Here is a 13,819-nt window from a genome sequence, read left to right as displayed (position 1 = left end):
CGCCAAACTGCATGCAATTGGAGCGCTGGGTTGCCGGAATGCTGTGCTAAAGACAGGCGACGACCCGCTCCATGGATTCGCCGATGGCCGCTCGCGCCACCCACAAGACTTCCGAATCGTCCGACAAGGTCAGCGTGATCTGCCGCGCGCTGCGGCGCGCGATCATCGAGCAGGCGCTGGAGCCCGGCGCCAAGCTGCCGGAGGATTCACTCGGCGAAAGGTTCGGCGTCAGCCGCACCATTGCCCGCCACGCTCTCGGGCAGCTCGCCGCTGAAGGCCTGGTCGAGCTTCGCCGAAACCGGATCGCCGTCGTGGCGACCCCGAGCTGGCAGGAGGCGCGCGATGCCTTCGACATCCGCATCCAGCTCGAGGGCCTCGTCGTCCGCCAGCTGGCGGGCAAGCTGACCAAGAACCAGATCGCCGAGCTGAACGCCCATGTCGATGCCGAGGACCGCGCGCGCGGCGGCACGGATGCCGTCTCGATCCGGCTCGCCACCGAATTCCACATCCTGCTCGCGCAGATGACGAGCAGCCCTATCCTGGTGCGCTATGTCAGCGAGGTCGCCTATCGCTGCTGCCTGACGCTGTCACTCTACAGCCGGCCCCATTCGACCGAATGCGCTATCAACGAGCATCGTGCAATCATCGCAGCGCTCGCCAAGGGCGACGAGGCCAAGGTGATGGACTTGATGCATCATCACCTCGATTCCGTGGCCAATCGCGCGCTGGTGGCCCCTGCCCCGCAACGCGGCCGCGATCTGCTCGACATCCTCGCGCCCTATGCCGACGAGGTCACGAGTGATCGCGTCGTCAAGCTGCCCAAAGTCGCCCGACACGGTTAGGCTTCAATCCCGCGCTGGACCAGAATGCGCTCGGCGCTGTCATTCCAGACGTCCATCTTCACGATCTGCCCGCCCCTGACGACGAAGCGATCGACATAGCGGTTGCCCTCGAACGGCGTGCCGTCGATCCACTCGCCATAGAGCGTGCCGACGCTGTAGACGACGGTCTCATCCGCGCCCGGACAGACGTCGAACCGGTCCATCTTCTTCTTTACCCAGCGATAGCGTTTGGCGTTGAAGCCGGTCGGTCCGCGCGGATGGTCGAACTCGCGCCCGCCTGTAAACGTGATAAGTGTCCCCGGCTTCATATAGGCCGCGGCGGCATCCGGATCGGGTATCATCGAGGCCGTGAGATAAGCTTCAACGATCTCGGCGTCGGTCATCCGACGTTCGGCTGTTGCGGAAGCAGACATGATGGGTTCTCCGGGACCGTGACATTCTACAATTCACTCCTCGAATTGCATGCACATTTTTTGAACAATTCGATCGCAGAACTGCACACAATCTGGGGCTGCCCACGTCCTCTGCTTCCGCTAGGCTACCCGCCTGAATCAGACCCCATGACCAGCCAAACCGCCTTCGACCTGATCTTCCGTAACGCACTGTTGCGATCATCCGCCGCACCCGTCGATATCGGCGTGAAGGGTGGCCGTATTGCTGCGATCGAGCCAAAGCTCGCCTGCGAGGCTGTCGAAGTCGATGTCGGCGGACGCCTCGCCCTGCCCGGCTTCGTCGACAGCCACATCCATCTCGACAAGGCCTGCCTGCTCGGCCGCTGCGGGCACGATCACGGCAGCGTCTCGGACGCGATCCGCGCCGTCGCCGGGATGAAGAAGGATTTCACGGTCGAGGACGTCTACGCGCGTGGCGCCCGGGTGCTCGAACGTGCCATCGTCCACGGCACCACGCGCATGCGAACCCACGTCGAAATAGATCCGCGGATCAGCTTGCGCGGCTTCGAGGCGGTGAAAGCGCTGAAGTACGATTACGCCTGGGCGATCGACCTCTCGCTCTGCGTCTTTCCGCAGGAAGGCCTCACCAACGATCCCGGAACTGAGGAACTGCTAATCCAGGCGCTGCGCGACGGCGGCAAAGCTATCGGCGGCTGTCCTTATATGGACACCGACCCGAACGCCCATCTGGCACGCATCTTCGACCTCGCCGAGGCGTTCGACGTGGACGTCGATCTCCATCTCGATTTCGATCTCGATCCCTCCTGGTGGCACCTCGACGAGGTCTGCCGGCAGACCGACCGGCGCAACTACGGAGGACGCGTGGCAATCGGCCATGCGACGAAACTCTCCGCACTGCCACCGGAGCGGCTGAAGGCCGCCACCGCGCAACTGGCGAAGGCCGGCGTAGCCGTCACCGTGCTGCCGGCGACCGATCTCTATCTGATGGGGCGCGAGGCGACCCACAACGCGCCGCGCGGGCTGACGCTGGCCCACAAGCTCGCCGGCGAAGGCGTGCTGTGCTCGGTCGCGACCAACAACGTGCTCAATCCCTTCACGCCGTTCGGCGATGCCTCACTGCTGCGAATGGCGAATTTCTACGCCAACGTGGCGCATGCCTCGGTCAACGACTTCGATACCTGCCTTGATCTCGTGACCGAGCTGCCGGCGCGGCTGATGAACCTCGGGGATTACGGCATCAAGGTCGGAAACCCCGCCGATCTCGTCGTGCTGGATACCCAGGACAGCCGCTTCGCCATCGCCGAGCTGCCGGATATCGTGATGGGCTTCAAGAGCGGCCGGCAGACTTTTGCGCGACCGCGGCCCACTCTCTTCAGCCCCGGTTCCTGATCCGCTCTCAATGCATATCTGCGTTGAAGGACGGCTGATTTCCGAGCAACTTCCGTTCGATGTTACCGCCTCTCGTTCCGCAATTCCGAATCCGGTAGATTCCCGGATAGTAGATTCTTGCTGATTCTCGATAGCTGCGCGCATTGCAAGTCCCGCGGTGCCGGTCATAGTAGGACCTGCACTGATGTCTGCATTCAACGGGGAAGCATCGACATGTTCGGCGCATTCAGCGACATCGACTACCAATCCAATCGAGCGAGAACGCCCAGCGAGGCTGCCGTGAAGCGGCTCGACGGCATCGGGCACGTCCTGTCGGAGCTCGATCTGGCGGGCATGCAGACACAGGATAACTTGACGCGCATGCTCCTGACGCTCGATACCGCCGACAAATGTATTCGATCGATCCGCGCAGAATTCCGGACCGAAGTCGCGAACGATCGGCTGGCCCGCAAGGCCGAAGACCTGATGGCGTTGATCGAACGCGCCCGCGACGAGCTCACCGGCTGTCGCACGGCAAAGTCCTGAGCAGGAGCCGCCCTATTTCTCGCGATTGATCTTCGCCAGGATTCGGTCGGCCTCGGTGCGCCAGTCGGAGCTGCGGGCGAATTCCTCGGTGCCTTTCGTTCCGAACAGACCCCCATCGGCGAGGTCCGCCACCCAGGCCTGCCGCTCGGCGGTGCCCTGCGCGGACCACGGCGCCAGCCCCGCTTCACGCACGGTCTCGGCGACCTCGCGCACTTCCTCGGCTCTACGGCGGCCATGCTCGATCACCCGCTGGAAGCAATAGGCGCCCTGCTTCTCCCAATCGATCGTGGGAAAGGTTTCCGCCAGTGAAGCCAGCACCGCATCCTCGACGCCATAGGCGCGCGCGGTGGTGAAGCTTTCGATGACCATGGCCTCCAGGCCCTTGATCATGATGCTGCGGCACATCTTCACCGCCGATGAAACACCGAGCTTGTCGCTCGCAACCTTGGCCGCAAAACCGACCGCGTTCAAAAGCGGCTCCAGCTCCCTGGCGCCGGGACCACCGAGCAGCAGCGGCACTTTGATGCGATAAGGCGGCACCGACGTCATAACGGCGCCCTCGACATAACGTCCGGCGGCGCCATCGATCAGCGCGGCCGCGCGCTGCTTGGCCCCGGGAGACGCCGAATTGAAATCCAGGAACCAGGTGCCCTGATTGATCGCGGCCGCGCAGGCCTTTGCCACCGGCACGGCCTGGCTCGCGGTGACCGCGGAGATGATGAAATCGGATCTGGCGGTCAGCTCAGTGTGCGAGGCTGCGAGCCCGACACCGAATTTTTCCGCATGCTCCTTCAGCGAACCGCCCTGCTCGCCTCCGAGCTTGATGTCATAGGCTGAGACCCTGATGTCCTGCTGGCGCAAATCCTCGGCCAGGATCCTGCCGACCTCGCCGTAACCGACCAGCCCGATCTGCCATCGCTTGGGATCACCCGCCATCAGTTCAGTCCTCGCGTCGTCTCGTCGAAGAACTCCTCGACCGCATAGCGGCGCGGGATCAGCGCTTGCTGGAACGCGTAGTCGACGATCAGCTCCAGCGGCTTTCTGTTCGCCTCGATCCCGAACGGAACAAGGTCCGGCGTTGCCGCCGGCCGGGCATGCGCCTTGTTCTGCTTGAGGAGATCATAAATGCCCGAAACTACGTCAGGCCGCGATTTCGCCAATTGCTCGGTCACGACGACGAGATGGTTGACCGGCACGACGCCGTGCCGCGCGTACCATTCGGCGGCCTCCGCGGCCGGATCGGGGAACAGCGTCTTCAGCTTGGGATCGGTCGAGGTCTCGCCGAGAACGGCGTCGAGCTCGCCGTCGAGCAGCATCTGCAGGATCTTCTTGTCCTTCGGTGCGCGCTCGGTGGTGTCGACATATTCCGCCACATGCGGGTCCTCGAACGTGACCCAGCGGATGTTGTCGAGACTGACGCCGTAGTCGTTGGCGAGGATGCCCCTGATCCAGGCGCCGGTCGTGGTCGTGAACGAGCGGATACCGACGCGCTTGCCTTCGAGATCGGAGGGAGCGAGCGTTCCATGCGCAGGATTGTACAGCGCGTAGGAATGCTGGAAGCGGCCGAGCATGCTGGCAGGCAGCAGCACCAGCGGCTTGCCATGTGCCTTTGCCATCAGGTAGGTGACGATCGCCATCTCGCAGACGTCGAATGCCTGCTCGCGCACCATCGGTTTGAACGCGGTGTTGGTCGGCGTGTACGCGACGAAATCGAGATCGAACAGGTCGGAGCGGAGCTCGCCGCTCTTCACCGCCTGGACATGGGGGTGACTGCCGAGCACGGCCTTCAGCTTCAGACGATCCATCGGCCCGCTCCGCTTCTCTTCAGATATCCTCGGGATTGTCGACATAGACGAGCCCAGCCTTCGCCAAGGCCTCGCGCATGCTGTACATTTCGAGGCCCAGCTCGCCCGAAGCCAGCCGCTTGCGCTTGCCGCCCTCGTCCGCGTTGCGCTTCTTCGCCCTCTCGGCGACCTCAGCCGCGCAGCGCTTCGGCACCACCACGACGCCGTCGTCATCGGCCACGATGATGTCGCCGGGATCGACGTTGACGCCGGCGCAGACCACGGGGACGTTGACCGAGCCGAGTGTCGCCTTGACCGTGCCCTTGGCCGAAACCGCGCGCGACCACACCGGAAAGTTCATCGCGTGCAGCGCTCTGACGTCGCGGCAGCCGGCATCAATAATCAGCCCCTGCACGCCGCGTGCTTGCAGCGAGGTTGCGAGCAGCTCGCCGAACATGCCGTCGGTATTGTCGGTGGTACAGCCGACGACGAGGATGTCGCCCTTTTTGCACTGCTCGACCGCGACATGGATCATCCAATTGTCCCCGGGCTGCGCCAGCACGGTGACGGCGGGACCGGCGATCGCCGCGCCCGGCCACACCGGCCGCAGATAAGGCTTCATCAGGCCGCTGCGACCATAAGCCTCGTGCACCGTCGAGACGCCGTATTCGGCCATCCCGGCGGGATCGGCACGCTTGATGTTGCGAACGACGACCGGCTTCATGCCAGCTCCTCCGCGACCGTCGGAAACAGGCGCTGATAGGCCTCGCCATACGTCATCGGCACACCGGTGTTGCGGCTGCCCTGGATACCGCGATTGAGCGCGACGCGCTCGTAGTAGCCCCACAGATGCTTCTGCGCGGCGAGGATCTGGAACGCCTCGTACTTCTCCTTCCAGACCTCGTCGATCTTGAGGAGCAGGTCCGGCTTGTAGTTGCACTGCTCGGGCTGGTGCGGCTCGAACAGAAACACCGGCGGCGCCGAATATTTGTACTTCGCGCCGGGCTTGTGGCCCATCGCCTGCGCGACCACGCGGGTTTCCTGCGCGAAATGCGCGGCGTTCGGATGGTCGAAATTGTAGGGGTCTTCCAGCGCGTGCGTCAGCACGAAGCTCGGATTGAGCTCTCGGTAGATGTCGACCATACGGTCGAAATGCGCTTCCGTCAGCTTCAGCGGATAGTCGCCGCAATCGAAGAACTCGATCTCGGCGCCGAGCAGCTTTGCAGCACGCTCCGCCTCGTCCTTGCGGCCGGCCTTGACCGAGTCCAGCGTCGCGCCCTTCTCCTTCCAGGCGAACTGACTCTCGCCGCGCTCGCCGAAAGACAAGCAGACGATCTTCATGCGATAGCCCTTCTTCGCATGCAGCGCGATGGCGCCGCCAGCGCGCCAGACGAAATCGCCCGGATGGGCCGTGATCACGAGACCTGTTTTCATGGGCTTATTCCCCTCTTGCCTTGATGAGCAATTTATCGATCACGGACACCGTCATTCCTCGAACCCGAACAGGCGCGCTGGATTATAGACGAGGATCTTCTGTTGATACTCGGGCTCCGGCGCGAACAGCGGGATCAGGTCGACGAGATCGCCGTCATTCGGCATCGCCTTGACGTTGGGATGTGGCCAATCGGTGCCCCAGATGACCCGATCGGGCGCGGTCTCGACGATCCTTCGCGCGAACGGCACAGCGTCGGTGAACGGCGGACCGCTGGAGGACACCCGCTCCGAGCCGCAGATCTTGACCCAGCATTTCTCGTCGCGCTGCATCAGCTCGATCAGGATCTTGAACGGAAGCTGGTCGAGCCCTTCGGATGCCTTCACCCGTCCCATATGATCGATAGTGTAGCTCAGCGGCAGCCTTGTCAGCGTGTCGGCATATTCGGGCAGATCGATCGCGTCGAAATGCAGATCGATGTGCCAGCCGAGCGGCGCGACCATCGCGACGATGCGGTCGAACACGCGCTTGTCGGGAACGCCGCCTAGATGGCGAACGAAATTGAAGCGGCAGCCGCGAAAGCCGCCCTCGTGCAGCACGCGAATCCCGCGCTCCGTGATGGTGTCGTCGATATTGGCAACCGCGCGATAGGCGCCATTGCTCTGCGCGATGGCGTCAAGCGCCACTGCATTGTCGGTGCCATGCACACTGGCATTGACGATGACAGCACGCTCGACCCCGAGCTTGACGTGCAGCGCGCGGAAATCCTCGAGCGGCGCATCCGGCGGCGTGTAGGAACGGTCCGGCGCGTAAGGGTATTTCGAACCGGGCCCGAAGATGTGGCAATGCGCATCGCAAGACAGCTTCGGCAGCCTGAACTTTGGCGTTCGCGTGTCAGGATCGGGCGGCGGAATGGTCGGCGTGTACATCATTGCCATCAGATCAACCGCCGAACGGGACCACGTGTTCAAGTCTTGCTGCTGACGACCGGTCGTCGCCGCGTCGGCGCAGCCTGATCGAGTGCGGGGGCCTGGAACGCGGCCACGGTCGCTTGCACCAATTGCTCGATGGCGCTTGCGGCATCGCTACCGTCGGCCTCGCCGCGCGACAGGCGCGAGACGCGATCCGGCGTCACCAGCGAATAATAGAGTGCGCCAAGCAGGAAGTGACTGCGCCAGACGATGTCGGTGCGCGGAACGTGCGGTAGGCTGTCGTGGATCGCATCGATGAAGGCGTGGCTGGTGTCGTCGAAAGTCTGCGCGATGATTTTCCGCGCGACCTCATTGCCCTCCGCAGACATCACCGCGCGCAGCCGCGTGAACCGCGCCCCGCCCCCGGCAAGATCGCTGCCCGAAGTGAAGGCTGGCGCGACATAGGCCCGCACCATCGCTTCGAGCCGGTCCTGGAGATCCCGCACGCGCTTGGCGGCCGCGAGCAGCTCGGAACGGCGCAAATTCATTGGCCCGCAATGGCGCCGGTAGATCTCCAGCAGCAGGCCGTCTTTGGTCTTGAAATGGTAGGTGACGCTGCCGGGATTGGCGCCGGCGGCCTGTGCGATATCGCGCACCGACACGGCGTTGAAGCCGTTGGTGGCGAACAGTTCCTCGGCCGCGACGAGGATAGCCTCGCGCATGTTCGGCTTGCGGGCCGTTGGCTTGCTGGCGGGGTTGCGTATCATGCGATTTGTACTATCGTACAAAAGATCAGGTCTCGTCAACAAAAACCATGGGCAGCCGTCAGGACGGCTCGAAAGACCGACGTCCGCACGCAAACGCCCACAAGGAGTGCTGGAAAATGCTGGGTTTGAACAAGAAGATCGGCGGCTTGATGCTGGGTGCCGGTCTGCTGCTGGCGGGCGGCGCCGCACAGGCCGCCGACAACTATCCGAGCAAGCCGGTTCACATCCTGGTGCCCTACGCGGCCGGCGGTGCGGTCGACGTGCTCGCGCGCACGCTCGGACAGGCATTGGCGAAAACCTGGGGCCAGCAGCCGGTGATCGACAACCGCCCCGGCGCCGGCGGCATCGTCGCCTCGCAGGCACTGACGCAGGCCGCCCCCGACGGCTATACGCTGATCCTGGTCGCGAGCGGTCATCCCCTCAATCAGTTCATTTATCCGAGCGTGCCCTACGACACCTTCAAGGACTTTACCACGATCACCGAAGTCGCCTCCTCGCCGCTCGCGATCGTCGTCGCCAAGGACAGTCCCTACAAGACGCTCGGCGATCTCCTCGCTGCGGCGAACAAGGAGCCTGACAAGCTCTCCTACGGCATGTCCGGCAACGGCACCTCGGCGCATCTCGCCGGGGAGCTGCTGAAATACATGTCCGGCACCAAGATCGTCGCGATCCCCTACAAGGGCGGCGCGCCGGCGCTGACGGCCGTGATCGCCGGCGATATCCCGCTCAGCATCAACCCGCTTGCGGAGGCCATCAGCCAGATCGACGGCGGCGCGGTGCGCGCGCTCGCGGTGACCTCGGCCGAACGCTCCAAGGCGCTGCCCAATGTTCCGACCGTGGCCGAGTCGGGCGTGCCAGGTTACGACGTCTCCGTCTGGTGGGGCGTTCTCGGCCCGGCGAAAATGCCGCCGGAGATCGCGGCGAAGCTCGAAACCGATCTGAAGGCGGCGTTGCAGGACCCGAACGTGCTTTCGACGCTCGGCAAGATCGGCGCGGCCCCGGTCGGTTCGTCGTCGAGGGATTTCGACGCCTACATGCATGCCGAAGCAACCAAATGGGAGCCGGTGCTGAAGGCCGCCGACATCCGAGCGCAATGAGGCTCTTCACATGAGGACCGGCGCGCTGGACACGATCCAGCAGCACGCCAGCTTGCGCGGCGCGACCAAGGCGGCGCGCGAGTAGGTCAATTGCGGGCGCTCGCCCGCATCTTTTCGGACGCGGCGGGACGCCGCACGACATCGGCATCATCGTCGCCTCCTCCCGACGGGATCAGGATCGCTCGCTCGCGCGGCAGCGCTTCCGGCATCTCGTCGCGGATGAAGGCGATCAGCTTCTCCCTCATCTCGCAGCGCAGGTCCCAGGACTGCGGCGCATTCCTGGCGCTGACGAGGGCGCGAAGCTCGATGGTGCGCGAATCCGCGTCGATCACCTGGAGATTGACTACCTCGCCGTCCCAGAGCTTGGACTCCTTCACTGCTTCTTCCAGCCAGCGCCGGATCCGCGGCACGTCGGCACGATAGTCGACATGGAACGCAATCACGCCGATCAGGGACGCGGTGTCGCGGGTCCAGTTCTGAAATGGCTTTTCGATGAAATAGGACAGCGGCACCACCATGCGGCGCCAGTCCCACAGCCGGATCACCACATAGGTCGAGGCGATGTCCTCCACCCAGCCCCACTCGTTCTCGATGATGACGGCATCCTCGATGCGGATCGGCTGGGTGATCGCGATCTGCATGCCCGCGATCAGATTGCTCAGCAGCGGCCGGGCGGCAAGACCAACGATGATACCGGCGGCGCCGGCGGAGGCGAACAGGCTGACGCCGTATTGCCTGACCGAGTCGAACGTCATCAGCGCGGTCGACACTGTGATGATGACGATGATGATATCGGTGACGCGCTTGAAGACGCGGACCTGGGTGACGTGCTTGCGCGCGACGAAATTCTCGGTGACGTCGCGAAAGTTCAGGAGATACCGTGCCGCGCTCATATCCACGATCCGGATCGAGATCCAGCCGATCAGCGCGATGAAGGCGACAACGAACAGGCGCGTCAGCGGCGTGCGGAAGGCGTCGTCCAGCGGCGCGAGCGGCAGCACCAACGCCACGGCGGCAAGACAGAGGGCCAGCTGAGCAGGGCCAGCCGTGCGCTCGATGAACACGCTCATGAGCGGGAGACGGGTTCCGAAGGCGCGGTTGAACAGCCAAACCGAGAGGCGATAGATCGACAGGGCGATCAGAATCACGCCAGCGACCAGACAGAGGCCGACGAACCACGACGGTATCCACGCGAACATCCTGTCGATGTCGGCCAAAAGGGCCTGCCGATTCATTAAAGTCCCCGCATTTGCATTCGCGCTTGCGGTTCAACGCATTGCAGCGTGGTTCGCTCCCCCGCTCGGTGCAATGCAGCATCCCTCTGGTGCAATCAGCGCCGAACTGCGCTATTTCTGGCTGATCATGACTCGACGGACCGGCAGCGCCGATCTTCCCCTTCACACCGGCCGGGTTCCACCCTGGCTGGCGACCCGCATGTCTTCGCTGGGCGCGATCGTCACCCAGGCGATCGTGCATCACTACGGACGGGATGCATTCCTCCAGCGGCTCTCGCATCCATTCTGGTTCCAGTCATTCGGTGCCGTGATGGGGATGGACTGGCACTCCTCCGGCATCACGACCTCCGTGATAGGCGCGCTGAAGCGGGGTCTGGGCCCGCTCCAGGACGAGCTCGGAATCTACGTCTGCGGCGGGCGTGGCCAGCACTCACGCAAGACCCCGGACGAACTGATGCAGCTCGGCGACCGCGTGGGTTTCGACGGCGCAAAGCTCACGCGTGCGAGTCGCCTCGTCGCGAAAGTAGACAGCGCCGCGGTCCAGGACGGCTTTGACCTTTACCTCCACGGGTTCTTCGTCACGACCGACGCCAAATGGACCGTGGTGCAGCAGGGCATGAATGGCGACAAGCGGCAGGCTCGCCGCTATCACTGGCATTCCGAAGCGCTGAAGAGTTTTGTCGACACGCCGCACAGCGCGATCGACGGGCCGCTGCAAGGCGAGATCGTCAACCTCACCGACCATCGCGCCGCTATCTCGCGCAATGCCCAGCTTGAGCTCTTGAGCGATCTCGGCCCGGATCGCATCCTCTGCGAATTCGAGCGGCTTACCGGGACCGCGCCCGAGCCCGCGCAAGCGATGCTGCCGCACCTGATCATGCCGTCACATCACGACGTCCGGCCAAAGGACGTGTTCGCGCGCCGCCTGCACGGCACACTCGCGGCGGCGGCCGAGCGCGGCCCGGTCGACTTTCCGGAGCTGCTGCTGACGCCCGGCGTCGGCGCTCGCACGGTGCGTTCACTGGCGATGGTGGCCGAAGTGGTGCACGGCGCGCCCTACCGCTTCAACGATCCCGCCCGCTTCTCACTCGCGCACGGCGGCAAGGACCGGCATCCCTACCCTGTCCCGATCAAGGTCTATGACGAAACCATTCGCGTGCTGAAGGGTGCGATCCAGAACGCAAAGCTCGGGCGCGAGGAAGAGGTGCAGGCGATCCAGCGGCTCGACGACCAGGCGCGGCGGCTGGAGCGCACCGCGCGCGGGCCATCGGTCGAGGCCTATATCGCCGGAGAGCGTGCGGCCTCTTCCGATCTCGGCGGCCGCTCCGTGTTCGGCTGGGAGCGTGATCTCATCGCTTCGAAGAAGTCGACCGGCTCCTGAAGCTGTCGGTTGGACTATCGCCTAGTTTTCAGACTCCCCATCGTCGAGCAGCCTGTTGGCCGAATGATCCTGATACTGCTCCGTCTGGATGAATTTCCCGTCCAAACCGCGAATGTCGGAATGCTGCGCCTTGTCGCGGTTCGACAGGATCATGTTGTCGCCGATCTTGTACTTTGGGAGATCCGTCAGCGCCCCGCTGCCTGCGCCCTTGCCGTGCGCGCCCGAACCGATATGCGTTTTGCCTCCACTCGGCATAGATTGCTCCCTCGTTGTGGTCCGCAATGCCAACGCATGCCCCGCTGAGTTTGTTTCGCGGTTGCATCAGGGAACGGTGATCACAATCTCCTTCAGCCGGCGAGCAATTGCTCGACATCGGAACTCCGTTGGCGGCTTTCGCCGGCATCGGCAATCACGGGCAGCTTCGCGATCGCGCGAAGCCCCGGCCGCTTGCGCCAATGAATCTGTGAGGACTCGACCGCGAGACCAAGCCGCGGCCATCGCACGAACAGCGCTTCCAGCGCACAAGCTGCCTCGATGCGCGCAAGTTGGTGGCCGAGGCAGAAATGGATTCCCGTTCCGAAGGACATGTGACGGTTCGGCTTGCGCGCGAGATCGAGGCTTTCGGGACGATCATGCATCGCCGGGTCCATGTTCGCGGCCGCGAGCATCACCATGACGCGATCGCCCTTTTTGAGACGCACGCCCGCGAGCTCGATATCCCGCCTCACATAGCGCGGCTTGGAGAACTGCACCGGCGACACGAAGCGCAGGAATTCCTCCACCGCGAGCCCGACGCGGCTCCAGTCCTGTGCCAGCCAGTCGCGAACGCCGGGATTTCTGAGGAGTTCGTAGACAGAACCGCTGATGAGATGCGTGGTGGTCTCCGAGCCCGCCGCGAGCAGCAGGAACACCATCGACACCATTTCGTCCGGCGTGATCTGGCCGCCCTCACGCTCGACCTGGACCAGTTCCGCGATCAGGCCCTCGCCGCCCCGTACGCGCGCAATCTGCAACTGCCGTTCGAGGTAAGCTCGCATCTTGCGGAACGCGAACAGCAGGCGGAAGAAGCTAACGACGTTCGTAAGCGAGGACATCGTATTGGCCCAGGCGATGAAGCGAGGGCGATCGGCCAACGGCAATCCGAGCAGCTCGGAGATCACCGCGAGCGGCAGGATGCGGGCGTAGCGCTGGACGAGATCGGCCGGGCTTCCGGCCAGAAACAGCTCGTCGGCGAGACCGTCCGCGATGGCGCGGATGCGCGGCTCCATCGCGACGATCGCGCGGCGCCGGAATGCCTCGTCCACGATGCTGCGCAGCCTTGTGTGGTCCGGCTCGTCCATCGTCAGCATGTTGTTGGCGATGGTTCTGACGTAGTTCGGCATCCACCAGCGCAGGCCCGCGACGTCGCCATCCTCCTTGCGCAGCGTGAAATTGGTGCCGTCCTTCAGGACTTGCGCCGTGGCCTCGTGGGTCGTGGTGATCCAGACATCGCCGACGATAGGAAATCGCGCCGCGACCACAGGACCGGACATGCGCAACGTTGCGATCGCCCTGGGCGGATCGCGAAAGAAGGCCTCGCTGGTGAAATCGAGGCGTGGTGCCATGTGATCACCGGAGCGGTTGATGGCGTCTCACCGAGATGGTGCACGACACCGCGCGCGCAAGGGGTGCGGAACCTTCGCTTCGGCGGAGCAGGCGTAGAGAGACGAGTCTACCCCCGCCCGGGCGAACGCGGGCCGATCTTGCGCTGCTGCTGATTGGTGTAGGCGTCCCAATTGCTCCAGCTGCCGTTGCTGAGGCTTTGCAGGTCGGTGGTGAGCGGCCGGCGCGTGCGCTTGTCGTGATCGGCGATGGCGCGCTCGGACTGCGCGATCTTGCGCTTGAATTCTCCGATCGCCTTCTGAGTCTGGCCGTTCCGCTTCGAAGACGCGATCTCGCCCATCGTGAAGCGCGCGGTCTCGAGCGCCTTCAGCTCGGCGCGATTCTTCTTCAACTGAACCCGGTGCCAGGCGATGTTGCTGTCGCTGTCCGCAACCATGTGGG

The 13,819-nt window shown here is 64.0% G+C and carries 16 protein-coding genes; 5 read left to right on the top strand and 11 right to left on the bottom strand.

What is annotated here, in order from left to right; all coding sequences use genetic code 11:
* Positions 1–83: 83 nt before the first annotated feature.
* Positions 84–842, top strand: a complete 759-nt coding sequence (locus C7G41_RS13720; RefSeq protein WP_106943645.1) for a GntR family transcriptional regulator — start codon at positions 84–86, stop codon at positions 840–842.
* Here the strand turns inward: C7G41_RS13720 and C7G41_RS13715 are convergent.
* Entirely contained in the window at positions 839–1,255 is a 417-nt protein-coding gene (locus C7G41_RS13715; protein ID WP_106943088.1) for a hypothetical protein, read from the bottom strand. The two genes, C7G41_RS13720 and C7G41_RS13715, sit on opposite strands and share 4 nt — an antisense overlap.
* Before the next feature lie 147 nt (positions 1,256–1,402).
* On the opposite strand from C7G41_RS13715, the gene C7G41_RS13710 reads away from it, so the two are divergent.
* Both C7G41_RS13710 and C7G41_RS13705 read left to right on the top strand, forming a co-directional pair.
* Entirely contained in the window at positions 1,403–2,644 is a 1,242-nt protein-coding gene (locus C7G41_RS13710; protein WP_106943087.1) for an amidohydrolase family protein, read from the top strand.
* Positions 2,645–2,857: 213 nt separating this feature from the next.
* Positions 2,858–3,169 carry a hypothetical protein gene (locus C7G41_RS13705; protein ID WP_199198360.1) on the top strand — a complete coding sequence of 104 codons (312 nt, stop codon included), beginning with the start codon at positions 2,858–2,860 and terminating at the stop codon, positions 3,167–3,169.
* 12 nt (positions 3,170–3,181) lie between these two features.
* Here the strand turns inward: C7G41_RS13705 and C7G41_RS13700 are convergent, their stop codons facing one another.
* Genes C7G41_RS13700 through C7G41_RS13675 form a run of 6 tightly spaced genes read right to left on the bottom strand, consistent with a single transcriptional unit; the run spans position 3,182 to position 8,063 of the window.
* On the bottom strand, positions 3,182–4,105 hold the full coding sequence (locus tag C7G41_RS13700) for an NAD(P)-dependent oxidoreductase (RefSeq protein ID WP_106943086.1): 924 nt from the start codon (positions 4,103–4,105) through the stop codon (positions 3,182–3,184).
* Positions 4,105–4,974, bottom strand: a complete 870-nt coding sequence (locus C7G41_RS13695) for a hypothetical protein (protein WP_106943085.1) — start codon at positions 4,972–4,974, stop codon at positions 4,105–4,107. The genes C7G41_RS13700 and C7G41_RS13695 overlap by 1 nt, the downstream gene beginning before the upstream one ends.
* Before the next feature lie 19 nt (positions 4,975–4,993).
* A complete protein-coding gene (locus tag C7G41_RS13690) occupies positions 4,994–5,677 on the bottom strand; it encodes a 4-carboxy-4-hydroxy-2-oxoadipate aldolase/oxaloacetate decarboxylase (protein ID WP_106943084.1) in 684 nt (227 codons plus the stop codon).
* A complete protein-coding gene (locus tag C7G41_RS13685) occupies positions 5,674–6,387 on the bottom strand; it encodes a PIG-L deacetylase family protein (protein ID WP_106943083.1) in 714 nt (237 codons plus the stop codon). The genes C7G41_RS13690 and C7G41_RS13685 overlap by 4 nt, the downstream gene beginning before the upstream one ends.
* Positions 6,388–6,438: 51 nt before the next feature.
* Complete coding sequence (locus C7G41_RS13680) at positions 6,439–7,323, bottom strand: amidohydrolase (protein ID WP_106943082.1); 885 nt, start codon at positions 7,321–7,323, stop codon at positions 6,439–6,441.
* A 29-nt stretch (positions 7,324–7,352) separates the two neighbouring features.
* Positions 7,353–8,063, bottom strand: a complete 711-nt coding sequence (locus tag C7G41_RS13675) for a TetR/AcrR family transcriptional regulator (RefSeq protein WP_106943081.1) — start codon at positions 8,061–8,063, stop codon at positions 7,353–7,355.
* Between the two features lie 116 nt (positions 8,064–8,179).
* On the opposite strand from C7G41_RS13675, the gene C7G41_RS13670 reads away from it, so the two are divergent.
* On the top strand, positions 8,180–9,160 hold the full coding sequence (locus tag C7G41_RS13670) for a tripartite tricarboxylate transporter substrate binding protein (protein ID WP_106943643.1): 981 nt from the start codon (positions 8,180–8,182) through the stop codon (positions 9,158–9,160).
* Positions 9,161–9,246: 86 nt separating this feature from the next.
* On the opposite strand, the gene C7G41_RS13665 is transcribed toward C7G41_RS13670, so the two are convergent.
* Positions 9,247–10,395 (bottom strand): mechanosensitive ion channel family protein, encoded by a 1,149-nt coding sequence (locus C7G41_RS13665; RefSeq protein ID WP_106943080.1) that lies wholly within the window; start codon positions 10,393–10,395, stop codon positions 9,247–9,249.
* A gap of 127 nt (positions 10,396–10,522) precedes the next feature.
* On the opposite strand from C7G41_RS13665, the gene C7G41_RS13660 reads away from it, so the two are divergent.
* On the top strand, positions 10,523–11,776 hold the full coding sequence (locus tag C7G41_RS13660) for a DUF763 domain-containing protein (protein ID WP_106943642.1): 1,254 nt from the start codon (positions 10,523–10,525) through the stop codon (positions 11,774–11,776).
* A gap of 21 nt (positions 11,777–11,797) precedes the next feature.
* Here the strand turns inward: C7G41_RS13660 and C7G41_RS13655 are convergent, their stop codons facing one another.
* From C7G41_RS13655 to C7G41_RS13645, 3 genes are all read right to left on the bottom strand, one after another.
* Positions 11,798–12,031 carry a hypothetical protein gene (locus C7G41_RS13655; RefSeq protein WP_199198359.1) on the bottom strand — a complete coding sequence of 78 codons (234 nt, stop codon included), beginning with the start codon at positions 12,029–12,031 and terminating at the stop codon, positions 11,798–11,800.
* 92 nt (positions 12,032–12,123) lie between these two features.
* Positions 12,124–13,380, bottom strand: coding sequence for a cytochrome P450 (locus tag C7G41_RS13650; protein WP_106943078.1), 1,257 nt, complete (start codon positions 13,378–13,380; stop codon positions 12,124–12,126).
* A 107-nt stretch (positions 13,381–13,487) separates the two neighbouring features.
* Positions 13,488–13,814 (bottom strand): hypothetical protein, encoded by a 327-nt coding sequence (locus C7G41_RS13645; protein WP_106943077.1) that lies wholly within the window; start codon positions 13,812–13,814, stop codon positions 13,488–13,490.
* Between the last annotated feature and the right edge of the window lie 5 nt (positions 13,815–13,819).

The organism is Bradyrhizobium sp. MOS002 (assembly GCF_003020115.1).
GTDB lineage: Bacteria > Pseudomonadota > Alphaproteobacteria > Rhizobiales > Xanthobacteraceae > Bradyrhizobium.
Note: the sequence above shows the minus strand (reverse complement) of the source record. Positions and strands in the feature narration are given on the sequence as shown.